At 44.4% G+C, this 26,037-nt stretch carries 25 protein-coding genes; 10 read left to right on the top strand and 15 right to left on the bottom strand.

Annotated features, from left to right (window positions below):
• Positions 1-77: 77 nt before the first annotated feature.
• Positions 78-2,003 carry a monovalent cation:proton antiporter-2 (CPA2) family protein gene (locus OW495_RS03385; protein WP_065105423.1) on the bottom strand — a complete coding sequence of 642 codons (1,926 nt, stop codon included), beginning with the start codon at positions 2,001-2,003 and terminating at the stop codon, positions 78-80.
• Between the two features lie 3 nt (positions 2,004-2,006).
• Positions 2,007-2,621 (bottom strand): NAD(P)H-dependent oxidoreductase, encoded by a 615-nt coding sequence (locus OW495_RS03380; RefSeq protein ID WP_102513718.1) that lies wholly within the window; start codon positions 2,619-2,621, stop codon positions 2,007-2,009.
• 303 nt (positions 2,622-2,924) lie between these two features.
• Between OW495_RS03380 and OW495_RS03375 the strand changes: the two genes are divergently transcribed.
• Complete coding sequence (locus OW495_RS03375) at positions 2,925-4,001, top strand: beta-eliminating lyase-related protein (protein WP_102513717.1); 1,077 nt, start codon at positions 2,925-2,927, stop codon at positions 3,999-4,001.
• A 124-nt stretch (positions 4,002-4,125) separates the two neighbouring features.
• Here the strand turns inward: OW495_RS03375 and OW495_RS03370 are convergent, their stop codons facing one another.
• Positions 4,126-4,251, bottom strand: a complete 126-nt coding sequence (locus OW495_RS03370; protein ID WP_017060906.1) for a hypothetical protein — start codon at positions 4,249-4,251, stop codon at positions 4,126-4,128.
• A 247-nt stretch (positions 4,252-4,498) separates the two neighbouring features.
• Here OW495_RS03370 and OW495_RS03365 point away from each other — a divergent pair, with 247 nt between their 5' ends.
• Positions 4,499-4,933 carry a YccF domain-containing protein gene (locus OW495_RS03365; protein WP_017111843.1) on the top strand — a complete coding sequence of 145 codons (435 nt, stop codon included), beginning with the start codon at positions 4,499-4,501 and terminating at the stop codon, positions 4,931-4,933.
• A gap of 119 nt (positions 4,934-5,052) precedes the next feature.
• Here OW495_RS03365 and OW495_RS03360 read toward each other — a convergent pair whose 3' ends face one another.
• The 3 genes from OW495_RS03360 to OW495_RS03350 all read right to left on the bottom strand — a co-directional run bounded on the left by OW495_RS03360 (position 5,053) and on the right by OW495_RS03350 (position 7,758).
• Positions 5,053-5,976, bottom strand: coding sequence for a hypothetical protein (locus OW495_RS03360; RefSeq protein WP_017111844.1), 924 nt, complete (start codon positions 5,974-5,976; stop codon positions 5,053-5,055).
• Between the two features lie 208 nt (positions 5,977-6,184).
• Positions 6,185-7,333, bottom strand: a complete 1,149-nt coding sequence (gene yiaY / locus OW495_RS03355) for an L-threonine dehydrogenase (RefSeq protein ID WP_102513716.1) — start codon at positions 7,331-7,333, stop codon at positions 6,185-6,187.
• A gap of 239 nt (positions 7,334-7,572) precedes the next feature.
• Positions 7,573-7,758, bottom strand: a complete 186-nt coding sequence (locus tag OW495_RS03350; protein ID WP_099166590.1) for a hypothetical protein — start codon at positions 7,756-7,758, stop codon at positions 7,573-7,575.
• A 213-nt stretch (positions 7,759-7,971) separates the two neighbouring features.
• Here OW495_RS03350 and yjjG point away from each other — a divergent pair, with 213 nt between their 5' ends.
• Together yjjG and yddG are read left to right on the top strand one after the other, a co-directional pair.
• Entirely contained in the window at positions 7,972-8,646 is a 675-nt protein-coding gene (yjjG, locus tag OW495_RS03345; RefSeq protein WP_017098476.1) for a pyrimidine 5'-nucleotidase, read from the top strand.
• 172 nt (positions 8,647-8,818) lie between these two features.
• Positions 8,819-9,745: an aromatic amino acid DMT transporter YddG gene (gene yddG, locus OW495_RS03340; protein ID WP_289884991.1), complete on the top strand. Its 927-nt coding sequence runs from the start codon at positions 8,819-8,821 to the stop codon at positions 9,743-9,745.
• Between the two features lie 25 nt (positions 9,746-9,770).
• Here yddG and OW495_RS03335 read toward each other — a convergent pair whose 3' ends face one another.
• A complete protein-coding gene (locus tag OW495_RS03335) occupies positions 9,771-10,667 on the bottom strand; it encodes a cation diffusion facilitator family transporter (RefSeq protein WP_065105429.1) in 897 nt (298 codons plus the stop codon).
• 360 nt (positions 10,668-11,027) lie between these two features.
• Here OW495_RS03335 and OW495_RS03330 point away from each other — a divergent pair, with 360 nt between their 5' ends.
• Positions 11,028-11,378 carry a hypothetical protein gene (locus OW495_RS03330; protein WP_114635501.1) on the top strand — a complete coding sequence of 117 codons (351 nt, stop codon included), beginning with the start codon at positions 11,028-11,030 and terminating at the stop codon, positions 11,376-11,378.
• A gap of 61 nt (positions 11,379-11,439) precedes the next feature.
• On the opposite strand, the gene OW495_RS03325 is transcribed toward OW495_RS03330, so the two are convergent.
• A complete protein-coding gene (locus OW495_RS03325) occupies positions 11,440-12,318 on the bottom strand; it encodes a LysR family transcriptional regulator (RefSeq protein ID WP_009845583.1) in 879 nt (292 codons plus the stop codon).
• 161 nt (positions 12,319-12,479) lie between these two features.
• On the opposite strand from OW495_RS03325, the gene OW495_RS03320 reads away from it, so the two are divergent.
• The 3 genes from OW495_RS03320 to OW495_RS03310 all read left to right on the top strand — a co-directional run bounded on the left by OW495_RS03320 (position 12,480) and on the right by OW495_RS03310 (position 15,988).
• Positions 12,480-13,079: a methyltransferase gene (locus tag OW495_RS03320; RefSeq protein ID WP_289885195.1), complete on the top strand. Its 600-nt coding sequence runs from the start codon at positions 12,480-12,482 to the stop codon at positions 13,077-13,079.
• Positions 13,080-13,451: 372 nt separating this feature from the next.
• Complete coding sequence (locus OW495_RS03315; RefSeq protein WP_102513713.1) at positions 13,452-15,017, top strand: YjjI family glycine radical enzyme; 1,566 nt, start codon at positions 13,452-13,454, stop codon at positions 15,015-15,017.
• A gap of 56 nt (positions 15,018-15,073) precedes the next feature.
• On the top strand, positions 15,074-15,988 hold the full coding sequence (locus tag OW495_RS03310) for a YjjW family glycine radical enzyme activase (protein ID WP_289884988.1): 915 nt from the start codon (positions 15,074-15,076) through the stop codon (positions 15,986-15,988).
• 27 nt (positions 15,989-16,015) lie between these two features.
• On the opposite strand, the gene OW495_RS03305 is transcribed toward OW495_RS03310, so the two are convergent.
• The 5 genes from OW495_RS03305 to yccS all read right to left on the bottom strand — a co-directional run bounded on the left by OW495_RS03305 (position 16,016) and on the right by yccS (position 21,568).
• On the bottom strand, positions 16,016-16,927 hold the full coding sequence (locus OW495_RS03305; RefSeq protein ID WP_076667972.1) for a LysR family transcriptional regulator: 912 nt from the start codon (positions 16,925-16,927) through the stop codon (positions 16,016-16,018).
• Positions 16,928-16,980: 53 nt separating this feature from the next.
• Positions 16,981-18,240 (bottom strand): hydroxymethylglutaryl-CoA reductase, encoded by a 1,260-nt coding sequence (locus OW495_RS03300; protein ID WP_102513711.1) that lies wholly within the window; start codon positions 18,238-18,240, stop codon positions 16,981-16,983.
• A 185-nt stretch (positions 18,241-18,425) separates the two neighbouring features.
• Positions 18,426-18,746 (bottom strand): hypothetical protein, encoded by a 321-nt coding sequence (locus tag OW495_RS03295; RefSeq protein ID WP_102291840.1) that lies wholly within the window; start codon positions 18,744-18,746, stop codon positions 18,426-18,428.
• Positions 18,747-18,867: 121 nt separating this feature from the next.
• A complete protein-coding gene (locus OW495_RS03290) occupies positions 18,868-19,029 on the bottom strand; it encodes a hypothetical protein (protein ID WP_017111854.1) in 162 nt (53 codons plus the stop codon).
• A gap of 334 nt (positions 19,030-19,363) precedes the next feature.
• Complete coding sequence (gene yccS / locus OW495_RS03285) at positions 19,364-21,568, bottom strand: YccS family putative transporter (protein WP_289884987.1); 2,205 nt, start codon at positions 21,566-21,568, stop codon at positions 19,364-19,366.
• 177 nt (positions 21,569-21,745) lie between these two features.
• Here yccS and helD point away from each other — a divergent pair, with 177 nt between their 5' ends.
• Together helD and OW495_RS03275 are read left to right on the top strand one after the other, a co-directional pair.
• Positions 21,746-23,821 (top strand): DNA helicase IV, encoded by a 2,076-nt coding sequence (gene helD / locus OW495_RS03280; protein WP_289884986.1) that lies wholly within the window; start codon positions 21,746-21,748, stop codon positions 23,819-23,821.
• A gap of 109 nt (positions 23,822-23,930) precedes the next feature.
• Complete coding sequence (locus OW495_RS03275; RefSeq protein WP_289884985.1) at positions 23,931-24,281, top strand: VOC family protein; 351 nt, start codon at positions 23,931-23,933, stop codon at positions 24,279-24,281.
• Between the two features lie 121 nt (positions 24,282-24,402).
• Here OW495_RS03275 and OW495_RS03270 read toward each other — a convergent pair whose 3' ends face one another.
• Positions 24,403-24,858 (bottom strand): methylglyoxal synthase, encoded by a 456-nt coding sequence (locus OW495_RS03270; RefSeq protein WP_017105060.1) that lies wholly within the window; start codon positions 24,856-24,858, stop codon positions 24,403-24,405.
• 60 nt (positions 24,859-24,918) lie between these two features.
• A complete protein-coding gene (gene torT / locus OW495_RS03265) occupies positions 24,919-25,947 on the bottom strand; it encodes a TMAO reductase system periplasmic protein TorT (protein WP_289884982.1) in 1,029 nt (342 codons plus the stop codon).
• Between the last annotated feature and the right edge of the window lie 90 nt (positions 25,948-26,037).

Here is a 26,037-nt window from a genome sequence, read left to right as displayed (position 1 = left end):
GCGTGGGTTAGGCGAAGAAAAAGCGGCTTATAAGCCGCTTTTTGAATGGTTGCTTAACCTTGTATTTAGAGCCCTAATTAGGATTGTTCTTCCTCAAAGCCGTCGGCATAACCTTTTGGTGGTGGTGTCCAACCTCGTTCGGAGCGTGAATGCTTGTCTGAACGGTCCTTCTTCATGTCTTCTTTCATTGCTTCTTCAAGGTGAATGAAGATTTGTCGGTAGTTGTTGTCGTAACGTGGGTTCTCCTCAGCGTCAGACCAAGCTTGGTAAAGCTTTTCAGACTTACGACTTTCAACACGTTGATACGTTGATTTTTGCTGTTCAACGAAGAATGGGTGATGACCTAAAGAACGCAAGGCTTCTGCGCCCATTTCGAGTGCCGAGTGGTACGTTTCTGAGACTACAGAATCTGCACCGGCTTCTCGTAGGCGGTAACTGTGACCACGGTCGAATGCACGCGCTAAGATTTTCACATTAGGGTAGGTGTGTTTAACATACTTCACCAATTCAACGCTTGAGTCTTGGTTATCGATAGCGACGACAAGCATTGCTGCTTCTTCGATACCTGCGGTATGTAATAAGTCATGACGAGTTGCATCACCAAAGTAAGATTTGATATTGATGGAGCGTAACAAATCGACTTGGTTGGCTTGGTGATCCAGAACCACAGTATTGACATCATTCGACACCAATAAGCGGTTAACAATCTGGCCGAATCGGCCAATACCAGCAATGATCACCGTGCCTTTCTCTTCGATAGTATCAGCCTCTCGATCGTTAGACTTTTGCTCGTAACGAGGAAGTATCACTTTATCAAATAGAATGAATAAGCCTGGTGTTAGGAACATTGAAAGGGCAACAACCAACGACAGAGTTTGGACTATATCAGCAGGCAATACGTGGTTTTGAGCCGAGAAGCTAAGTAGTACAAAACCGAATTCACCGGCTTGCGCCAAGCTCAACGTAAACAACCATCGGTCGCTATTTTTGATTTTAAAGATCAGCGCCAATGTAAATAACACCAAGGCTTTAAGTAGCATAACGCCAAGAGTGAGGCCAATGATCAAACCAAAGTCGTTGAATAGAACATCAAAGTTGATGCCTGCACCTACCGTAATGAAGAACAAGCCAAGTAGCAGCCCTTTGAATGGGTCGATATTAGACTCAAGCTCGTGGCGGAATTCACTGTTCGCCAATACCACACCTGCAAGGAAGGTACCAAGCGCAGGAGACAAGCCAACAAGGCTCATTAGTGCAGCAATACCAATCACCAACATCAGTGCGGTTGCAGTAAAGATTTCACGCAGGCCTGAGCTCGCCACGAAGCGGAACAGTGGACGACTCAAGAAGTGCCCGCCGACCACAACAATCGCAATAGATGCTGTGATCACAAGGCCATAAGCCCAGCCGGGTAGGCCAGCAACAAGACTCAACTCTTCATGGTGATCAGAAGCCGAAGCGACCGCGCTTTGTGCAGCTTCGATTAATTCTGGCAACGCTAATAGAGGGATGAATGCCAGCATCGGAATGACGGCGATATCTTGGAACAGTAAGACCGAGAAAGCATTCTTGCCGCCTTCTGTCTTGGAGAGCCCTTTCTCATTAAACGTTTGGAGAACAATCGCCGTAGATGACAGTGCGAAGATCAAACCGATAGTCAGCGCGATCGTCCAAGGTTGCCCAAAGAACAATGCAATGCCCATCACTATGGCCGTTGTGCCACCGACTTGTAGGCCGCCGAGCCCCATAAGGCGGTTTCTCATTGCCCAAAGCATCTTCGGCTCAAGCTCAAGTCCGACCAAGAACAGCATCATCACCACACCGAATTCGGCAAAGTGTTGAATGGTCGTGGTCTCTTCGCCCACTAAGCCGATAATTGGGCCAATCACCACACCGGCAATCAGGTAACCAAGCACAGAACCGAGGCCAAGTCTCTTAGCGATAGGGACGGCGATGACTGCCGCGAGCAAATAGATAAATGCTTGTAGAAAATATCCTGTCATGATCTAACCTCTGCTCATCATTTCATCGACGTAATGGTTTAGCTTTTCAGCCTTGCTTGCCTTGTTGAGGTCGACTTCGCCCGCAACAAAAGCCTCTAAAAGCGATCTGTAGCTATTTACGTGATCTTGAATTCGGCCTTCTTCTAACGCAGTCCGTGAACCAAACAAAGCCAATGGGGCCAAGTAGTTCATGCCGCACAAAGACGCCGTTTGTTCGATCGGGTGAAGCAGTTCACGGATGGTGAAGTGGTTATAACCGTCAGTTTGATAAGCCTCTTTTTTGCCGCCAGCGGTGATACTGCATAACAAGCTTTTGCCTTGCAGTTCATTACCGTCGGTGCCGTAAGCAAATCCGTATTCTAGGACGAGGTCTTGCCACTCTTTAAGAATCGCGGGTGTTGAGTACCAATATAGTGGGAATTGAAAAATGATGATGTCATGGTCCAACAGGCGTTTCTGTTCACGATCGATATTTATCTTGAAGGTCGGGTATTCAGCATAAAGATCGACACAAGTGACGCCTTCAATACGCTTGGCTTGCTCAAATAAGGGTTTGTTAGCTTCAGAGCGATGCTGAGAAGGGTGGGCGAATAGCACCAAGACTCGATTTTTCGACATATAGCCCTCTTTGTCCATTAACGAATAATATTTATTGGAATTATAGATATACAATAATAGAAGAATGGTTGAACAACAACGAATTAGCCCATACTTATCTAGTTAGATGCGCGTGTTTTTAGGGACTTAATTATATAAAACACCCGTCAATTTGAGTATTTCCGGCACACGCAGCCGATGACTGAGTAAAACTAATTATTCGCTAATAATAAAAGCGAATAGGTGCACTTTATGTCACCGTTGAAGGCTAACGTAAATAATTCAATCACCCTACATAGAACGACAATGAATAAAGGAAAAGGTATGAGCACAGACTTGCGTCAACAATGTAATTTGCTGCTTTCTGGCCACTTCGATCCAACACCAGCCCAAACCTTCGCGCAAATGGCTGAATGGTGCGAAACACATGATGTGGTGCACGACACTTACGGTGATGGCGAGTTTATCGAGAGCTTTGAAAATAAGGTCGCAGAGCTGCTTGGTTATGAGGCCGCCGTGTTTGTGATTACCGGCACCATGAACCAACCCACAGCATTAGAAATTGCCTGCCAAGAGAAAAGAAACCCAGTAGTAGCGATGCATGAATCCAGCCATATTATGCGCCATGAACGCCAAGGGTATCAGCTCCAGAACCGTTTCAATGTACTTCCGGTTGGTAATGTATTTCGCACTTGGAATGTCGACGACTTAAAGGCTTGGCCTGATGAGATTGCCGCGGCATTGTATGAACTACCGATGCGAGAGATTGGTGGTCAACTGCCTGAGTGGGAAGAGCTTGAAGCGATAAAGCAGTACTGCAAAGAACAATCGATTCATCTGCATATGGATGGTGCTCGTTTGTGGGAGTGCGGCGCGTATTATCAAAAGCCATACAGCGAGATCGCGAAGGGGTTCGATACGGCTTATGTTTCGCTCTATAAAGGGTTAAACGGTCTTGGTGGGTCATTCCTATTAGGTGACAAGGCTTTCGTAGCAAAAGCTTCAGCGTGGATGAAGCGTCAGGGCGGAAATGTTTATCATCGCACGCCTTACGTGGTTTCGGCAGCAATGCAGTTTGATCAACGGATTGAGTTGATGCCAGCATTGTATGAGCGTACTAAGCAAATCTATCAAATCTTACAAGACTACCCGCAGTTCAAAGTGAACCCGCAGGAACCCCAAGTAAACATGCTTCACCTCTATTTACCGGTGGGTTTTGAGGATGGCATTATCCTGCGCGACAATATAGCTAAGAAGCACAAGATTTGGATAGGAAACCCAGCGATCAGCGAACTGCCAAACCAATGTAAGATTGAATGGTATGTGGGTGATAACTTACTAAACTTGCCAGATCATGAGCTGATCGACATTCTAGATTTTATTAACGAAGAGCTGATTTAATTAACGAAGAGTTGATTTGATCGCAGAAGAGTTGAATTGATTACAGTAGAAGTGAGTTAACTGAGATGAATACAGGACATGTTTCCTGTATTCATTTTTACGCCGATAGGATGGCGGGGGCTCGTTACATGTATTGGTTAATGTACACGTCGACTAAAAACATGAATACAGGCACTGTGCTGAGAAGTCCGAAGAAGACGATTGGCACCCAGTTTTTCATTTTCTTTTTAGGTTGCTCAGTGTTGTTCATAAATTCGGCCTTAAATTAGTTGTTGTAGCTGTTTAGCTTTGTGATACTAAAAATCTACGAACATGGTATCAAATAAAATCGATGATCCCTATGCGGATTTAGCGTTTCGTGGTGTGTATCAATCACATAAAATGTAGGCGATTCATAAGCGGTTCATAAAGACTCAATAATAATGAACCTATTAGAACAAGTATTGCCTTATTCGGCATATGAAATAAACAGCATTCAAAGATTTGGAGAAGACAACATGAGAACAATAGGAAACATCATTTGGTTTCTGTTTGGTGGCGTATTTATGGGATTGGCATGGTGGTTCTTCGGACTGCTCGCATTCCTCACCATCGTTGGTATTCCATGGGGTAGAGCGTGTTTTGTAATGGGTAACTTCTCATTCTTCCCATTTGGTCAAGAAGCGATTTCACGTGATGAGTTGACCAATGAAACTGACATCGGTACCAGCCCGCTTGGTCTGATTGGTAACATCATTTGGTTCTTATTTGCTGGAATCTGGTTGGCGATTGGTCACATCATGTCAGCAGTAGCGTGTTTCATTACTATCATCGGTATTCCGTTTGCGATTCAGCACCTTAAGCTCGCGGTTATCTCATTGGCGCCAATCGGTAAAACGGTCGTCGACAAGCGTGAAGCAGAAGCGGCACGAGTAAGAAACTACAAGGGTTAAGACTGCAACTTAAGCCTTATATAGAACTGAAAAAGCACATCACTTGATGTGCTTTTTTGTGTCCATTTTTTTATCTCACGATGCCCGTATCTCACAAACACTCACTAGATACTGTTCCACTAGACATTGTTGAACAAGACTTCAAGCCTAAGGGTGATGTTGGCTTCTTCGGTGTGTTTTTCATAAGGTTCTCGTTCCCATTGATAACGCGGAATCAATTCGTAGAACAGCCACTCTTTCCAAACGTTTTCTCGGTAGGTTATCGACACTTGTGAATATTCGTAGTGGTTATACGGCTCGCTGGTTGCTGTGATAGTGGCGCTGTATTGCAGAGCTTGGTCTTGAGAAAGATAGTGATACAAAGTCAGTCCCGTTCCGTACTCCCAGCCTTTAAGGTCGTCGTTATAACCTGCAAAGTTCGACCATCGTGCTAAGAAGTCATCACTCAAAGAAAGATCAAAATCGATATCGGTGATCTCGCCAGTTTCTTGCTTCTCTTGATACACACGTTGGGTCAGCCTGAATACGGCATCGGTAGTGAGAGGGTAGGTAAAGCGATAACGAGCTTCAATCCGCGGACGCAGTGTCGCTTTAATGTTGAAGCTACTGTAACCCTTGGCATAAGCATCGTAACGTAGGCCGAGTGCGCTCTCTAATTCCTCTGAATCTTGCGGAAAGAAATCTAAAAACTCTTCATCGCCAACCGATTCATAGATTAACTTCAAGCGCTTACTGACAAAGGGCAAGTGCAAGCGTGCGTTGAGCTTGGTTGAGTAATCTACATCGCCACCTTCTGAATAGATAAAGTCGTTGTACCAACGCACAGAAGTGCCCGCTCGAGCATCTTCGGTAATGCGGTCATCGACAAAGAAACTGTCAAACCATAATGCGGGTTGGCAAAATTTACTGTTTAGGTAGTGGTAGGCCTTTTCGACTGGGGCGTCTTCTAACGGCTGACTGTGACACTCATTTTGTTCCTCTGCTTGAGCGGAGTGGGCAACGAGTGAAGCTAATAATGAGGTGCTAACTATCCAACGACTCAATGGAACCTGTTTGTCATTCTATATATCAATAGTTTGACTATAACCAAGCGATCGCAACAATGCGACTTTTTAGTGGTGAGCAGCTAGTGATTTGTCGCTCTTGGTTGGCTATGAAGGCAAAGAATTGAAAGAGACAGGAAGATAAAAGAAAACGGGCTCAGAAGGTGAGCCCGTTTGTGTTAGCTATAAGAAATGACTTGTATCTAGATTACATTGCCGCTTCGAAGATCGCTGAGATTTCTTCGTGAGTCGCTTGTTTAGGGTTAGTGAAACCACAAGCGTCTTTTAGTGCGTTGTCAGACAGAGTCGGGATGTCTTCCAATTTAGCACCAAGTTGAGCAATACCTGTTGGGATGTTCACGTCATTTGCTAGTTGAACAATCGCATTGATAGCGGCTTCTGCGCCTTGTTCTGCTGTCATACCTTCAACATTCACACCCATCGCTTTTGCAACATCGCGTAGACGCTCTGGACAAACTTGCGCGTTGTAGCGTTGAACGTGTGGTAGCAAGATAGCGTTACATACACCGTGTGGAAGGTCGTAGAAACCACCCAGTTGGTGCGCCATTGCATGAACATAGCCAAGAGAAGCGTTGTTGAATGCCATGCCAGCCATGAACTGTGCGTAAGCCATTTGCTCACGAGCTTCAATGTCTTCACCGTGCGCTACGGCTGTTCTAAGGTGTGCTTGCACAAGTTCAATTGCTTTAATCGCTACTGCGTCTGTGATTGGCGTTGCTGCGATTGAAACGTAAGCTTCGATTGCGTGTGTTAACGCGTCCATGCCAGTTGCAGCAGTTAATGATGCAGGTTTAGCAAGCATCAACTCAGGATCGTTTACAGAGATAAGTGGTGTTGTGTGCTTATCAACGATAGCCATTTTAATGTGACGAGCTTCGTCAGTAATGATGCAGAAACGCGTCATTTCAGAAGCTGTACCTGCTGTTGTATTGATAGCAATTAGAGGCATCATTGGCTTTTCAGATTGATCTACACCTTCGTAATCTGCAATTTTGCCGCCGTTAGAGGCAACCAGAGCGATGCCTTTTGCACAGTCATGTGGGGAACCGCCACCTAGTGAAACAACGAAATCACAATCGTTGTCAGTCAGCAACTCAAGACCATCGTTCACGTTGGTGATGGTTGGGTTTGGTTGAGTACCGTCGAATACAACTGCGTCTACGCCACGTTGGCTAAGTAGGTCTTGTACCTGTTTAACCAAGCCAATTTGGTTAAGGATCTTATCCGTTACGATCAGACCTTTTTTGAAGCCTTGAGACTGAATGCTATCAGCAGCATCTTTCAAACAGCCAGTACCCATGAAGTTGATTGTAGGGATATAAAATGCAGTAGACATTGGAAAACTCCGTTAATTATGATTTTTTAATTTCCTACATGTTGTCGGCAATCAACTGGTCGACCATTGATCTGGAACAACTTTGATTCCGAACTACCACTTTGTGATTATGCGTTGTGATAGGGCTCATATAGCAATCGTTTTTATGGTTTTCTTATGTGTTTATTGTCAGTAATGGAAAGCGAACGATTGATTGATTTAATAACGGAGTGGCGTTCCATAACCATGAAAGGTAAAGGCTATTCACTCAACGTTGGTTCTAGTTCAGTTTGTGTCGATGGTTTGCGTGAGTCATCGTTAGCTTCAATTTGAGGTTGTTGAGACTCATCGGTATCTAAGGCGTCAGAGGTGTCTTCTGGTTCTTCATCATAATACTTAACAAGGAATGGGGTGAGCATGACGGATGACGGTAAGAAGTGCTTCATGGTACCTCCCGGTACTTAAGTGTATTTCTTGTATGGTATTGGTTTAATATGTGGCAAAATTTGCGATACATCATGACTTGTTGCTTGTTTTCTATAAATTCTTAGAACTATATTCAGGCTCACAAAAATGATAGTAGAATGCACATCTGGCCTTTGAGGCAATGAGAAAATAAATACAAGCACTGCTCAACCGCGCGAATAATAGGAAATAAAATGAAGTACGATTGGATATTCTTTGATGCAGATGAAACCTTGTTCCACTTTGATGCTTTTCAAGGAATGAAGCTGATGTTCTCCCGTTTTGGCGTGGACTTTAGCGAACAGGATTATTCAGTTTATCAAGAGGTTAATTTGCCGTTATGGGTCGATTACCAAGATGGCCGTATTACAGCGGCACAACTGAAGCACGCGCGTTTTGAAAGCTGGGCAACAAAGTTAGAGACAACAACGGCTGCACTAAACAGTGCATTTTTAGCCGCAATGGCAGACATCTGTTCTCTGCTTCCTGGTGCAAAAGAGTTGATGGAGTCGTTAAAAGGCAAAGTGAACATGGGCATCATCACCAATGGTTTCACAGAGCTGCAGTCAATCCGTTTGGAACGAACAGGAATGACGGACTACTTTGACCATGTGATCATTTCTGAGGAAGTCGGTGTCGCTAAACCAGACGCGGAAATTTTTGAGCATGCACACAAGCTGATTGGATTGCCATCAAAGCAAAGAGTATTGATGGTTGGGGACAACCCACACTCTGATATTTTAGGTGGCTTAGATTTTGGTATTGAGACCTGTTGGTTGAATAGCCAAGAGAAAGCGACGCCAGCAGGAATTAACCCTCATTATCAGGTTAAGTCTCTGGCTGACCTACAAGCACTTTTGTTGGCATAACTGCTAACTGCTAACTGCTTTTAGATTTTTGAGTAAATGATTGATAGCCGAGTACAGTTATGTGCTCGGCTACTTATTTTTACTTACTGCAACTTATCGATAGTGGTGTTTAAGCCTACCTTTGCTTAAGCTCGCTTTGATTACCTAATTACAATAAAAATAAGGAAGAGGCGTGCTGAAATCTCATCGCCATAGCTGCTACGGCATTGCTGCCATTTTACTATGGAGCTGCTTAATTGCATTGTCTCGTAGTGTGTCAGAACAACTGGGCCCAATTGGTGGTGCAGCCAGTCTTTATACAGTGAGTTCGCTGTTGTTGGTCTGTGTTATGGGGTTACCAAAGCTGTCACGTTTTTCTAAGTCTTACCTGCTGATTGGCGGCGCCTTGTTCGTTTGTTATGAGATTTTCCTGGCTCTGGCTTTGGGAATGGCGAACAGCCGACATCAAGCGATAGAGATGGCCGTAATTAACTATCTGTGGCCGGCACTGACGGTGTTGTTTGCGGTGCTGTTGAGTGACAAAAAAATTAACTGGTTGGTTTATCCAAGTATCGTCTTAGCGTTCTTTGGCGTGGCTTGGAGTATCAGTGGCGATCAGGGGCTTTCTGTCGAGCAAATCGCGGCTAATATTGCGACTAATCCTAAAACCTATTCGATGGCATTCTTCGGCGCGATTATTTGGGCGGTATATTGCAATTACACCCAACGCGTTGCTAAAGGGCAGAATGCGATTGTGCTTTTCTTTATCGCTACTGCGGTCACTCTGTGGATCAAATACGCATTGAGTGATGAAACCGGCATGGTGATGACTTCAAGTGCTGCGATTGACTTAGTGCTTGCTGGGGCTTGTATGGGGGCTGGTTACGCGCTTTGGAACACGGCGATTCTGGGGGGGAATATGGTGTTTCTTGCAACCATGTCTTACTTTACGCCAATCTTCGCGACCTTACTGTCTTCTATGATTCTAGGTTTGTCATTGAGCATGAGTTTTTGGCAGGGCGTTTGTATGGTGACGATCGGTTCATTGGCTTGCTGGTGGGTAACCAGAGACAAAAAGCCGACGGTTAAGGCGTCGGCTTCTGAAGAGGTTCAGTCTTGAGTGTTGAACTTAAGAGAGAATGCTCTTAGCTCGCGATATTGAGGTTCAATTGAAGCTCATAAGGCATCTTAGATAGGCGTCGCTTAAGTTGGCGGCGCGTGCGTTCAATATCATCGACCGCAATCGCTTGTTGGTCGTTGGTATGAATATCAACATTGATTCTTAATTCAGGACCAACTTTAGTCACACCCATTAGCTCCAAATCTTGGTCCGCATCTTTGTCCACAGCGACAACATTCTTATCTACCGCGTCACAAATATCTTTGGTTGCCGACATCATTAGCAGCTCACGCATTGCTTCACGTAGCATGTCGAACGGCACTTTGATGAAGTAGAAAGACATCAGTAACATCATCATTGGGTCGGCATATACCGCGTATTCAGCAAACGGAGAGTAAGCCACCAACCAAGCAACAACGAAACCTGCCGTAACTGCCACACTCAAAAGCGTATCCATTTGCCACTGTTTTGACTCAGCTTGAATCAAACCTGAAGAAATACGTTTGCTCTTGTTAGCGATGTACCACCAAGCGTAACCACAACCCAATACGTTGAAAATACCAAACAGAGTTGCGATAGAAGCATCGACTTCACGACCGCCTGTCATCAGAGCACCAATCGCAGAGTAAAGCGAATAACCGACCACAAGCAGAATCACAATCGCTTTAATGGCGATTACGATTGGCTCAATGATGGCTCGACCGAACGGGAACTCCCTGTCTGATGGGCGATTAATGTATTTAGAGGCAGCTAGTGACAATAAAGTTAACAGTAAACTGATAAGAGAATAGACACCGTCAAATACTATGACTAGAGAGCCAACGAGAAGACCCAACACCAATCCGCCAATTGCGAAGCCTGATGCTAAAAGGGCTGAGAACAATAGTACTCGATTTTCGTTTTGGCTTTTCCTGTCACACATAATATTTTCCAGATGTTTTTGATAACTTCATTGTTCTAATATTGAGCTAGCTTTACAAACTTTATCTGATGACGTTTATATGTCGGTAACTCGTTTTATATTCAAGTTCTTACTATTCAACGGCTTATGGGTAAATTCTGGTGTCAGTAAAGTTGACGATGACTGTTTTTCAGGAAATGTGAAACTGGCGTTAAATGGTTTATGATTAATAAAACACATAGGTTGTGAAGGTCTCATAGCTAGCTGTGTAAAGGATCAGGCTGTTAGGGTTACAGAAATCGCGCTGAAATCTTATAGCTTAAACTTGGGTTTGAACCTTGGGCGTAGAGCTGAGTTGAACTTGAAAAGGAATGGATGACGATGAAATTTGATGATCTCAACGATAGTGAGTTGTGGGCGATTGCTAACCCGATCATGGACAATTTGATGGACGGTTCAACCAAGGTTGACCATGCTCAGCACTGCCGAGACTTTACTCAGCGCATGAAGGATATTGTGACGCCTGAGTATCTAGCGAAGGTGTGTCATCATTATCAGCACAGCAACGGATTTTTTGCTGAACGTGAGCCTGTGGCGTTATTCAGACGCTCCGATTCCATCGCCTTTGTTTGGAAGCAAGCATACACCATTGCGAAAGGCGAGTTTGTGGCAGAAATGGTGTTGGTTGAAGAAGACGGACGTTATTTAGTGGATCACGTGATGGTCTTCTAAAGAGAGGGCTTTCTATTTGTTAGATGATTTTAAGTGTCGAGATAGAACATTGTCTGACACTTTAGAAATCAAACAAGTAATCGCTGATCTGATCCGCTAACCAATTCATACCTGGGTGTTCCGCCATACCTGCCGCAGTAAACATACAGTAGTCTTCTTGAGTCAGGCCATAAGTGTGCTTGATCACCGCCAGTTCTTGTTCGCGCAATAAATGGCGTATCAATGGCTCAGGCATTACGCCCCATGCATCTTCTCGTAGAATCGTATCCAACATAAAATCGAAGCTAGAAAAACCAATGTATCGGCGAGAGAAGGGCTCAAGCTCAGGGTTATCTTTTTCATTAAGATAAACCATGGTCGCTTGCATCGAATTTCTAAGTACTTCATCCGACACTCTTCGCATCGCACTCAAATCATGCCCTTTCTTACATACCGACATCATTCGGATCTTGCCGAGTGGGTTGTAGATAATTCTTGGGTCGTCGACACGCTCGTAATCGACACCAAACGCAAAATCAACTTGCTGAGTTTCGACAAGATTAGCCAAGTCGCCACTAGACGCGAGAACGAAGTTGAAAGAAGTGGAAGGGTATTTGTTGTTTAGGGCGTGCGATAAACTTTGCCACATTTCATCGGGTAGGGAATCGTCGCGAGCGATCCAAATCTCGGCGTTGAATTCACCCGAAACATGTAAGCAGGTTTGCTTAATGCGTGCTGCCGTTACCAACATGCCTTCGCAATCTTTGTAGATAGCTTTGCCTGCTTCAGAAAGCTCGACATGGTTACCGCTTCGAACAAACAGTTCGACATCTAACTCTTTTTCCAAGGCTTTGATCGACATGCTCAGTTTGGTTCGGTTGCATTCAAGCTGTCGAGCAGCTTCAGAGACGGATCCTAAATCAGCAACAGAACAAAAGGCTTGGACTTGAGAAAGGTTCATTTCATTTCCATATTGAGCGGGTGGCGGTGCATATTATCTGAATATTGTGCTGACTATCTTAGAAATAGTCCATCTTTGCATGATAACTCTATGACGAATTGACTAATTTGGTTTATTCTGGGAGCGTTCCGAACCTACAAGAAGTAAAGATGGAGGCCATGATGGCGAAACAATGGGACGAGTACGCACCTGATTGGGATAACGATCCCGCTACTGCTGTATTCGCACAGTCCGTATTTGACCAGTTAACACAGCTCGTTGATTTGAACGGAACCCGTGTCCTTGATTTTGGTTGTGGTACAGGATTACTCAGCCAGAAAATATCTCCTTTTGCAAAAGAGATCATCGCTCTCGATATCTCAGAAGGGATGATTGAAGAGTTAGATAAAAAAGAGCTGTCTAATGTAGAGCCTGTCGTTGATATCTTATCGCGCGGACTTGCAGCCCAACACCCAGCATTCAGAAATCAGTTTGACTTAGTGGTAGCCTCTTCGGTATGTGGCTTTATTCCGAACCTACAAGATACGGTCAGCCTTATTTATACTCTGTTAGAAAACGATGGGGTTTTTGTACACTGGGATTGGTACTTAGAAAACGACAGCGAAGATTTTGGGGTCAGCGAACAACGCTCCCAGAATGTATTGAGCGCAGCAGGTTTTTCGATTGTTGAAGTCTCAACACCGTTTTCAATCGACACCCCACAAGGTACTTTGAAGGTACTGATGGGTGTAGGCCGTAAACAAGTGGTTCCTCATCTATAGTTCACTTGTCTGTAGTTGACGTATAGATAGCTGATCAGATAACTGCACTCACGCTTAATTGACTAAACCCACATCAACGATCTTTGGATCCGTTATGTGGGTTTTCTATTTATACGCGCTTGCGTTTTAAACTAAACGGTTCAATCAAGGGGCCTAATCTCTTCTGCTTACTCTTTCCCTTCCCCAACGACAATCATCGATAAACAACCATCGTTAATTGGCAAGTGGCCAATCTACAAACTATCTATTCACAAATTACTAAGTTACAAATGGTGTTTTCCATTTTGGAAATGTAGCCTTGCATACATTTCATTAGTGGAAATGTAAGTGTGAGATATAAAATAAGCCCATAAGAATATTAAGGGTTTAATCATGAGCCACCAATCTGCGTCATCTACTTCTTCATCACTTTCAGATCAACAACAACGCTTTAGCAATATCATTTCAGATGCCAACCTGTCCCCAAAACAGAAGTCGAGCTATCTTGCCTTAGAAGCTGAAGCCAGCCTGCCGTATATGCCGGTAAGCAATGAAGTAGAGCAAGCCTTACAACAAGGTGTGCTGTGTGACATGTTTGAAGGTCACGCCCCATTTAAGCCGCGCTATGTGCTTCCTGATTATTCTAAATACTTACATCAAGGCTCCAAGTATTTAGAGCTTAGCGCGGCAACTAATTTCGACGAAGCATTGAACATGCTCACCATCCTTTATCATCACGTTCCGTCAGTGACTTCAATTCCGGTTTACTTAGGCCAGTTGGACGATGTGTTGATGCCTTTTGTTGGCGGTTTGACGGATGAGCAGGTATACCAAAAGCTGAAGCTGTTCTGGATCATGCTGGATCGCACGCTGCCAGATGCCTTCATGCACGTTAATATTGGCCCTAGTGACAACATTGTATGTCGCACTATTTTACGTGTGGATGCTGAACTCAAGCAGATCGCACCTAACTTAACCTTTATGTACGACCCTGCAGTCACACCTGATGACCTACTTCGCCACGCTGCGAGCAACATCTGTGAATGCAGCAAGCCGCACATTGCTAATTATCCTGCACACGCCGCTGCTTACGGAGATAAGCGTTTTGGCATCGTGAGTTGCTACAACTCTTTGCCTCTGGCGGGTGGTTCAAACACGCTAGTACGTATGAACCTCAAGCAAGTAGCTCTGAAATCTGAGGACAGCGTAGACTTCTTACAGCAAGTACTACCTAACTGCAGCAGCATCATGATCGAATTGATGAATGCACGTAGCCGCTTCTTACATGAAGAGTCTAATTTCTTCGAAGGCTTCTTAACCAAAGAAGGCTTAATTGAAGAAGATCGCTTTGCGCCAATGTTTGGTATTTATGGCATGGCTGAGGCGGTTAACATCTTAATGGAAAAAGAAGGCAAAGCAGGGCGTTATGGTCACGATGAACAAGCAAATCAGTTAGGCTATCGTATTTCTGAAAAGCTGGCTGAGATTGTTGAAAACTCGGAAGTGAAATATGGGCTGGAAGGTAAGGCTCTGTTACACGCTCAAGGTGGTATCAGCCTAGATGAAGATGTGACGCCGGGTGTACGCATCCCTTACGGAACAGAACCGGATCCAGTGTCTTACGTACGTGCGACGGCTGGTCACCACAAGTTCTACACGTCGGGCATCAGCGACATTCTAACGATTGACGAAACAGTGAAATCCAATCCAGAAGCGATGTTCAACCTGTGTAAAGGGGCGATTCAAGCGGGTTACCGAGAGTTCACCGCTAACGTAGCATCGAACGATTTGGTTCGTGTGACAGGTTATATGATTAAGCTGTCTGATATAGCTAAATACGACGAGCAAGGTTCACGTACCAATACCACTTTCCTTGGTGCTGAAGCTGCAAAAAATACGGGCATTCTAGAGCGTAAACCTCGTGTGGCAAGCTTAGAGATGTCGCCAACATACGAATAGCTTTAACGTGTGTGCGTTATGTGTGTGATGCGTTTCGAATACGAACAATGTGAATTATGAAAATTTCTGATCTAACAACTCAAATGGCTAGGGTTAATAATAATAAGACAGAAAAACAAGCGAAGGTCAGCCGTGTGCTGACCTTTTCTTGTGTTGATGGACCCGGAAATCGCTTGGTGCTGTTCTTACAGGGATGTAATTTCGATTGCATCACTTGTCATAATCCACACACCATCAACCACTGCAACCATTGTGGAGACTGCGTGAGTGGTTGCCCGAGCTGTGCTCTGAGTCTTGTGGAAGGCAAAGTGAAGTGGGATCCGGTAGCGTGTACCAACTGCGATCAGTGCATCGATATCTGTGATCATAAGTCGAGTCCAAAAATCACCACGATGACGGTATCAGATGTGCTTGAACTGGTTAGGCACAATCAATTCTTCCTGAGCGGTATTACCATTTCGGGTGGCGAGGCGACCATGCAATTGCCGTTTATCATCGAGCTATTTCAAGCGATCAAAAGCGATCCGCAATTGGCACACTTAACGTGCTTTATTGATAGTAACGGCTCTTTGTCGATGCAAGGTTGGGACAAAGTCTTACCTTACCTTGATGGTGCGATGATCGACCTAAAATCGTGGCAATCTGAAACGCATCAATGGCTAGTGGGTAGAGGGAACCATCGAGTGTTTGAAACCATTAACTACTTAGCTGATAAAGGCAAATTACATGAAGTTCGGTTACTGCATATTCCTAATAAAAGTGACCTAGATATCGAGGTAGAGCAGGTCGGGTATTACTTGAAGGGTTTGCCAAGTGATGTTCGAATTCGGTTAAATGCGTTTCAACATCATGGGGTAATTGGCGAAGCTTTAGAGTGGCCTAAATGCACAGAACAACAAATGCAGAGCTTTCACGATAAGCTCTACTCAATTGTTCAAAGGCCAATGCAAACGCCCGAGGTTTATACCTAATATTTTCGGTCATCAATGCGAAAAGAGTTAGGTTTCTAAAAACAAGTCACACAACCATTTGATCGCCTGATCATTCATGTTTGGCTTGTTCCACACCAAGCTATACGCCACTTTTCCGTAATCAAAAGGAAGCGGCTTACTTACCAAACCTTGTGCTTGTTTGGCATGCTCAGCCCATTGTTTTGAACAAGTGAACAAGAAAGGTGTGTGGTGACATAGCACTGCCGCCGCGCCAAAGTCCGCTACTGATATCGCCATATCTCTAGGCTTATGACATTGCACTAAGTTTTGCTCAAAGTACGGCTTAGACAGTTCGTTATCTAAGATCCCAATGTGTTTGTAATCTAAATAGCCTTCAACTGTTAGTTCTTGCTGAGCGAGAGGGTGGTGAGCGCCCATCAAACAAACCATTTCATCAGGAAGAATCGTTTCCCACACTAGCTCTTTATTATCCGTTGGGGGTTGAGAGATATCGTGTGGCAACAAGATCAAGTTGACCTTACCACTGAGCAAAGCATCGAACCCAAGTTCCTGTTTTGAATAGATATTAAGTTTGGCGTTTGGTGCAAGTTCAGTGGTGATTTTGCTGATCTTCGAGGCAAACACTTCGAAGGTACTTTCACGCATCGAAAGTGAAAAGCTGCCTTGATACTCCTGAGGAGTAAAACTCTTTTGGTGAAGTAACCCGTTCATGCTGGAAAGAATCGCGTGAACAGTGGGCGCTATTTTCAGGGCAAAGGGAGTCGGGATCAGCTTAGTGCCGTCCCGATAGAAAAGCTCGTCGTTAAGGATGTCACGTAGCTGAGACAGAGTTTTACTGACACTCGAAGGGCTGACAAAGAGTTGCTCTGACGTTTGAGTGACGCTGTGGGTGTTCAGCATAATATGAAGCGCTGTGAGGTGTTTAAGGCTCACTCGCGATAAATGTAAGTAATCCATACACAACTCACTCAATACGTGACAACGGTCGGTTTAAGGTCTGATAACAGAAACTAGCGCGCTAACTTGTGATGAGCTCGCGAAAAGTGACCCGCACAGAATGCACCCACAATCGATAGTTCACCCGCTAAACATAAAGCAGCACATACTTCGGCTAAGGCTTGTGATTTACCGTTGCCGTGTAGCCCTAGTAAATCGAGACACGCTTTTTGACTTGGTAGGCCTGTACCGCCACCGACTGTTCCTAACATCAAGTTAGGAAGCGTTACGCTCGCGTACAAACCACCTTCTTTGTTGAGCTCCATACGAGTCATACCAATCGCAGACTCAGCAACACACGCCGCGTCTTGGCCGCAAGCAATGTAGAGTGCAGCAAGTGCATTGGCATAATGAGCATTGATACCAATCGTACCGCTTAGAGCGCCACCGACGGTGGTCATTTGTCCGAACTGCACCATTTTCTCTGGTGTGGTGTGGAGGTACTTAGCGACAAGCTCAGCAGAGATGTTGACCTCGGCTGTGACTTTTTTACCACGGACACTGCGCAAGGTCTGGGTATTGGCTTTTTTATCGCCCGATAAATTGCCATCAAGGAAGGCGTGATCGGGTTTCACTGGTGTATGTTCAATGATGTACTCAAATACCGCGTTGGTCGCGATAGTTACCATGTTCTGACCAGATGCGTCGCCAGTTAGGAACTCAAACACCAAGTAAACATGGTTACCTTCGATGTTGATATTGATGTCGGTAAGTTTGCCGTGCGACGTTGTTGATTCCGCTAAAGCTTTGAATTGGTCATATTGGGTCACTGCCCATGCCACAAACTGTCCTGCTTCAACTAATCCTTGGAATGCGAAACCAGGCGTTCGTGTTACGCCTTCATTGAGCAACATTGCACTTGCGCCACCACAAGCCGTGATCAGCTTTGAACCACGGTTATACGACGCCACAAGCGCCGCTTCTGTTGTTGCAAGCGGGACTAGGTAATCGCTTTTAGCAAACAGGCCATTGACTCTTAAAGGGCCAGATATACCAACAGGGACTTTAACGGTGCCAATAAAGTGCTCGATGTTTTTCTCATAAGCTTGAATCTGGCTTTGAGTATGAGGGTCGAGCAGTTCTTGCTGCGAGTCTGCATTATCGAGAGCAGTCCAACGACGTGTAAGGTTTTTTTCAGTCAGATAAGGGCTCGGAGTCAGTTTATTCACTGGCTTCTCAAAATGAGGTTCGAGCTTCTTTTCTAATTCGTCTGCGGAGATGTCGCCTCCTAAAATAGAAACATAGTCACGGCGATGCAGATTTAGTTTTGGCATAAGTAGTACGAAGTAAAGTTTGTGCTGCAAGAATAGTTTGCGCTGATTCTACCGAGTAATAAACCAGAAACAAGCGTCAGATATAATGAGTTACAGTTTGTGTGCTTATAGAGTCAAAAAGCATCAAAAGTGGTCGAATCAACGGATTCAGGGCAAAGGAAACAAATACTAAGTGTGAGTATAGATCAGATATGGATATCGAGAAGGCTACCGATGGCTTCGTTTTGACGATCAACGACACTTGCGCCAACGCGGTTATAACTGGCACTCTGAGTCAGTTTTATTAGTGAATCGGTTGAAGATGAAACAGGCTCGGGTTCTTTGTCTTTTAAAGAAAGAGATTTTTCAGGTTCGATTTGGTTAAAGCTAAGATCGCTAGATTGGGAGAAGTCATTTGATTCGGGAGTGTGCTGAGCGGCTTGGTTCAGTTCAATTGCCGCTTCTTCAGCCATATTGGTTGACTGCTGAATAATGGCATAACCTGATTGAATTCCCGAAATCGACATGTCAGAACCTTTGATTGACGTATGGAATGAGTCTAGGTTGACGATATTTTGAGCGCAATGGTGAAGTGGTGTAATTTATGAAGAAACTGTGTTCTTAAGCTAAAATAGTGAGCTCTGTCTACTAATTAAACAGGTCGTTTAGAGCGTTTAACTCTTCGTCAGTAAGTAGAGAAGGCTGTTCTGTGTCGATATTACCATCGATTTCACCCTGTAGTGCTTTCAATTGCTGAGGGCTAAGAAGCTGTATCTGTTGCTTAAATGCTTCAAATTGTTGTGTATTCATAGTGTGACCTTAGTTCAAATCCATATGCTCTATTGAGCATAGACTACCGGTACAAGAAATCAACCAACATTAAATGAATATTAAAAGATGTTTGAAGGTTCTTGAAACTAAGACAACTATAAATTGCTCTGGTTGTTTTTTGTCCGAGAATTGTCAGGCAAAGTTAACGCTTGGTTAATCAAAGTCAGAAAATTCCTACAAAGTAAAAACTCTCTGATCCCTTATCTGGCGGGGCGTGCAGCTAGTTTACTATACCTAATTATAGGTATTGGTATAGTAAACTATACATATAGCTATTGATCATTATGCATTCAACTTATGTATCTTTTTGTTTTTACAGTACTTTATCTTTTGGCGTTGAATTCGACTTGTCGAGAGGCTTTTCGATGTTCACTTTAACGGCAAACTTGGTGGCCAAAGTGTGTAGTTCTGGAAGCATTCGATAGATCAAGTGCAATTGTTGTAGGACCATCCTTACAGAATTCTCGTCTTCCTCTCTCCATTCACTCAAACGTTTATCAAGCTCAGGATCGTAGGCATTTTTGACTTCGCATTGCTCACAATGAGAATACAGCTGGTCGTTGAGCGCATCTAAGTGCTCATGTATCACTCTATGGGCGTCCAACACCAGTTTGTGTGTCGCTTCATCATCAATACGCGTTCTGTGAGCGCCAAGTGCAGAGATATAGCTAAGCAAGGCGTGGTTTAGAGTAAGAAAGCGGAAACTTTCGTCTTCAGACGTTCGATACTTACCGGGTTCAACCAGCATACTACTGATCGCGACGGTTAGATTGGCGTCGTTATTATGTGCGCTTCGACGAGCAATACGGTAGTTGAGGTTGTCTTTTTTGCCCACACGATATTGACCAATGATCTGAGCCAGATAGTTCTTATTGGAATCGAGTGCATCCGCCATGACTTTGTGCAATCGTTTTGATTGCCAATCTGGTAATACGTAGATCACGGCAAGTACTGCGAGAGCACACCCAATAAAGGTATCAGCGAGCCTTGGCAAGACGACGGCATAACCTTCGCCAAGTTGGTTAAAGCAGAACAGCACCAACAAGGTGATAAAGCCGGTTGCGAAGCCGTAGTTATTAATGCGGAACGCAAAGAACATCACGCCACTGATCACGATGAAGACTAGCTGGCTCTCTTGCGAGGGGAAGAAAGTAAGCAATGGAACCCCAATCAATAAGCCTGCCACTGTGCCTATTACACGAGCAGTAAGCTTTTGACGAGTGGCACTGTAGTTCGGCTGACACACAAATAGCGTGGTCAGCAAAATCCAATAGCCGCGTTCAATGTTAAAGCCTTGGATGATGCCGTAACCGAGCGTAAGAGTGATAGCCATGCGAATCGCGTGTCTAAATAGCATTGAGTCGGTATGAAGGTTGGCTCTGATTTTTTGCCACATCGCTGTCAAAGTATGTGGGTTGGTATCGTCTAAGACACCTTCTTCTAATTTCTCGGCATCAGGGTTACTGATATTCGATAGCTGTTTTTCAACGGTGGCGAGGTTATTGAACAGATAATTCAATTGGTTTAGCAGTGGTTTCCATTCCGGCTTGTTCTGTTCCTGAAGATGGTTAAGCGAAGACATTAACTCATCCAGCGCGAGTACAGATTTATCACCATGTTGATACTCAGCGCCGACTTTAAGTGAACTTGCGACTTCTTTACACGCCGTTGCTTGTGCTTCTAGTAGATATTTAAAACGGAACAGCACATCAGAGCGTTCAAAGTGCTTTGCCAGTTCTTGGTAGCGATAGTGGCTAGAACTCACGCGCTCATGAATATCTTGCGCGATGAAGTAGGTGTTTAGGAATCGGTCACTTGGGCCGTCGATGTGCCCGCGTTTAGAGCGGTTAAGCAGAGTCGCTTTACACATGTTAAGTGCATTAACCGTGCTGGCATTCAATTTCGCTTCAATGATGCGGTGAGGCTGAGGAACAAGGTCAGACACCGGATAGAATAATTCAGCTTTAGAACCCATGTAGGTACCGATTTGATCAAACACGGTTGCAAGGTTTTGCTGTACAGGTTGCATTGGCCACACTATCTGCCAAATCATCGACATGAAATAGTACCAAGCAGCGCCAGTTAACAATAGAAGCGGTTGAAACCAAAGGTTAGTGCTTTCGTGCGCACCCAACATGGTATAAATGGCGACAAGTAATGAGCCAAACGCGATACTCGCGTATTTAGGACCAATCGCACCAAGCATGATGAACGAGAATGTTGAGGCAAAAAGGCCTAATGCAAATAGCCAAGGTGTGTCGAACAACAACTCAATAGAAAAGGCGGCGATCGCAAAACAGATGAAGGTGAGTGTGAGTGCTTTTAAGCGGCCTGTAAAACTGTCGTCACTTTCAGCCAGTGCGGCAGCAATAACCCCTAAGATCAACGGTGTGATCAGCGTGTTTTGTCCATAATACCAAGCAGGAACCACAACACCGAGTAGAGTGATGAGAATTAATACACTGTAATTTATGGTTTTATTCGCCCAATAGAGGCGTAATCTGGCTGAAAAGTCCACAGTCACTCGCTTGACACACTAAAACCATAATCCTAACAGAAATCAAGCACAAGAATTTGATACTTATCCATAATTGCCCTTAGGTGGTCATGAAAGCGTCGATAAGATGAGAGACATTATTAATTCTCACAACATCATGATATAAATTCAATATTCCCAATAAGAGAGCACGCTCCAATGCAGCTAAGCGCTAACAAGACTGCACAGTTTTTTATCCAAAATGAATATCATCAGGTAGAACTTGATGGTCCACGTCTACTGTTGTCTTCAGTTGGCAGTGAAGAACGTATCCCGTTTACTATTTGGAGTGGCAAGATCGCAATAAAGCGCGGCTTGTTTTGGGGATCGTTGCAGTTTTTTGCCAATCAACAAGATGGCAAACAGCGTAGCTGGTTAGTACAAGGTCTACCTTGGGAGCAATGCCGTCAATTTGCGCGAGCATCGGTTGCCGCGTATCAAAAATGGCACGACACACAATGTGAACAGTTGGCTGAGCACGTTCCTCAATGGGAAGCTGAATTGACACGTCTTGAGCAACTTCCTGCCTTTCTTCCTCACTCTAAAGTGAATGTCTGGGTCGATATGGTCAATTCTGGTTTAGAAAACATGAATATGACTTTGGAAGAAGCCGCTCAGCGTATGCCCAAACGCGTTGCGAGAATGCAGCCATGGCTATCTGAAACCGAGATTAAGCAAGCTGACAGAAACCAACAATGGTTAGAGACTGAAAGAAAGAACTGGGAAGTGTTGTTTGCTCAATGTGAGTCGTCTCCATTGAACTTGTCACAGCAATATGCGGTTTTGATGAACGATGACCATAACTTGATTCTTGCAGGCGCAGGCTCGGGTAAAACCAGTGTTTTGACGGCGCGTGTCGCGTACTTGTTGCAAAGCCATCAAGCGCAAGCTGAAGAGTTATTGTTGCTTGCTTTTGGTCGCGAAGCGGCTCAAGAAATGAAACAACGCCTCGACAGTAAAATTGGTTTGTCAGCAGAGAAGGTGCAAGTTAATACTTTCCACCAGTTAGGTTTGAAGATCCTGAATCAGGTTGAAACCGAACGTGTCGTTATCTCTCCTTTAGCCTTGGATGACAATCAACGCCAAGCGTGGTGCATTGATTGGCTGAAGAAGCACTGGATGACACCGACCAACTTCAAGCGTTGGCAAAAACACTTATCTAAATGGCCAATCGCCTATTTAACGGGTGATGATGAGCTAGGCAGCCACGTTTCAAACCTGAAGCTTATAGGTTGGCTTGAAAAACAGCTTGAACAGTTGAACGCATCGGGTTTAACGAAAAAAGAAGTGCAACAGCAGCTTATCGATCATAGAGACTACACGCGTCTTAACAGTGAACTCTCACTGTGTTGGCCATGCGTGACTGCGTGGCAGAAAGTGTTAAAAGAAGAGAATCATATCGACTTCTCGACCATGATCAGCCGTGCGACTCAATATGTCGAGAAAGGTAAGTTTGTCTCTCCTTGGAAGTTCATCATGATCGATGAATATCAAGATATCTCACCAGACCGTTTAGCCTTGGTTGAAGCCTTGTGTAATCAATCTAAAGCCGAGCATCAAGCTTCGATTTTTGCTGTGGGTGATGATTGGCAGTCTATTTATCAATTTGCTGGAGCGGATGTTGATTTAACGACCGGCTTTAAAGACAGGTTTGAAAGTTCGACGATCCACCACCTCGATACCACTTATCGTTTTAACAATCAGTTAGGTGCAGTTGCGAATCGCTTTGTGCAAGAAAACCCGATTCAATTGCCAAAAGAACTGAATAGCTTCAAGCAACAGAAACAGAAGGCGGTTTACAGTACCTCAAGCAAAGATATTGAGAAGATCCTCGATCAGCTGAACCGACAAGCAAAAGGCAAAGCCAACAAGTCTGTCATGCTGCTTGGGCGTAATCACTATCACAAGCCAGAGCTACTGGAAGACTGGAAAAAGATCTTCACATCCATTGACCTGAAATTCATGACTTGTCATGCGAGTAAGGGTAAAGAAGCGGATTTTGTGATTATACTTTGTGTAGATGAAGGTCAATTCCCTGCGAAGAAGAAGCAACTTCATATTGATGGTGCTTTGACGGAATCGTCAGATGTTTTCCCTTATGCGGAAGAGCGACGCTTGTTTTACGTGGCAATGACGCGTGCGAAAGAGAAGGTTTGGATTACCCATAGTGGTGACGGATCGGGCTTCGTACAAGAACTGCATGGTTCTGATTATCCCGTTGTTCGTAAAAAGTGATGTCAATTGACGTAACTGTCTAAGATTAGAGCTTAAGCCCGCTACCTATTCTAATTAGGGCGTAAGCTATTATCATTAGGAAAAAGCTATACAGCAGAAGGAATCCGCTATGGAACACGGCTCTATTAACTACATTGAATTTGCAGCGCGAGACATCGCCGCAACTAAGACGTTTTTCAGCCACGTGTTTGGTTGGGTCTTTGAAGACTATGGTCCCGAGTATTCAGCTTTTGAAGCTAAAGGCTTAATGGGCGGTTTCTATTTAGCGGATCTGGCATCGGATACGGATAACGGCGCTGCGTTGATGGTTTTCTATAGCCAAGATCTTGAGCAAACCGAGCGCGATGTAATTGATGCAGGTGGCCAGATAAACCGCGAGATCTTTAGTTTTCCCGGTGGCAGACGTTTCCATTTTAAAGAGCCAAGTGGTAATGAGATGGCGGTGTGGAGTGACAAGTAGAGGAACCGACTGCACTGCCTATGATTGAATTGTTTAATGTCTGAAAAACGAGACACAAAAAAGCCTGCGATAAAATGCAGGCTTTTTAGTCTGTTCAGTAGAGAGCACATTTAACGTGCGATTACGTGCGCTCTGCTAGATACGCTTCGTAGTCTGGGATCTCGATGACCACTTCTTCTTCAAGCAGTGAAGAGTTAAATAAGAAGTTAGCGGTAGCGCGGTTGGTTGCCACTGGGATGTTCCAAACACTTGCGATACGAAGCAATGCTTTTACGTCCGGGTCGTGTGGTACGGCATTCAATGGATCCCAGAAGAAAATCATCATATCGATTTTGCCTTCAGAGATAAGCGCACCCAGTTGTTGGTCACCGCCCATAGGACCGCTAATCATGCTCTTAATCGCTAAGCCTGTTTCTTTACTTAGTAGAGAACCCGTCGTGCCCGTTGCATAAAGGAAGTGCTTTTGTAGTTTTTCTTTGTTCTCTTTGACCCATCTTAGTAGCTCAGGTTTGAAATGGTCATGAGCGACCAAAGCGATATTCTTATGCGTTGGCATAGTACGCGTTGTTTTTTGCATGAATGTTCCCTAAATGATTGTTTCGTTTTTATTGTTTTGAGTTCTTCAGTCAATATAGCACTAAGGATTCACACTGAATACCGGACGAAACTCAGAAGGTGACAATGAGTCGGCGATAATTTGATCTTTGAGCGTTGCAGGTGTCAGTGCTTCGATAGTGGGTGCACTGTGTATCTCATATGGTTGATCGCGTAAGTAACTGACGGCTTGTTTAACGGATAATCGACCTTGTTCAACCATTTTGTCTGTTGGTGCAAACAACACCTTGTTACGTAGTAACCCTCGATAAGTTCCATGACTCAAGTAACTTGAGATCAAACCTATTTCTTCGGTTTTTCCCGCCGCTCTCAATTCACTAATCGCCGCTTCGATTGCGACAGCACTGCCCACAATATATTGAATATCAGGCTCATCAATCACTTGTTGCACAAGGTTTCTTTGCAGTTCTTTATCGTTATCTGCCCAGTAACTGACCTCAATCTCCACGTCGCTCGACTTTATTGCGTCATAGAACCCTAATGCTACAGGCTTTGTGCCTCCACTAGACTGAGGGCCTAGAAGCAGGGCGATGGGTGTTTTCCCTGAACCTTTTGGATGCCGTTTAGCTAGAAACTCACCGACTTGAAATCCCATCTCATACCAATCAACACCGACAGTACCTTTTAGAATTTTTTGCTGTTCTTTACTAACGGTTAGTTCATTAACAGTGGCGAAAACGGGTGTATTCCCAACCCAATCAGAGAGATTATCGTGATAAGCATCAGGAGATACAGTACCTAATATAATGGCGTCAGCACCCCATTTAGTACAAAGCACAAGCTGAGAGGCTTGTTTACCAATGTTTGGGTATCCGCCTGCTTCTAATACTCTTAATTCAACCTGCTGTTTTTCCGCCTCAGAGACCATGCCGTAATTGACCGATAGCCAATATGAATCTTTTAGGTGTGGATAAATGGCGCAGATTTTCTCTTTGTTAGGTTTAGAGCCTGACGTTTTTTCTGAGTTCATTGAGTCATCGGCATGTGCTGAAGAAGCCATGATAGCCAGTAACGAAAGAAGACATTTAGAAGCAAAGGGTTTAGATAGCATGAATTGCCGTTTTATTGGTTTTAGATAAGAAACACTGCAAAATATAGCGTATTCTGCATGGGTAAAGAAGAACGTTTTTAAGGTTTAGGG

Source organism: Vibrio sp. 14N.309.X.WAT.E.F5 (assembly GCF_030397615.1).
In the GTDB taxonomy this organism is placed as follows: domain Bacteria; phylum Pseudomonadota; class Gammaproteobacteria; order Enterobacterales; family Vibrionaceae; genus Vibrio; species Vibrio lentus.
The sequence above is the reverse complement of the archived record's forward strand: the minus strand, read 5'-3'. Positions and strand labels throughout refer to the sequence as shown.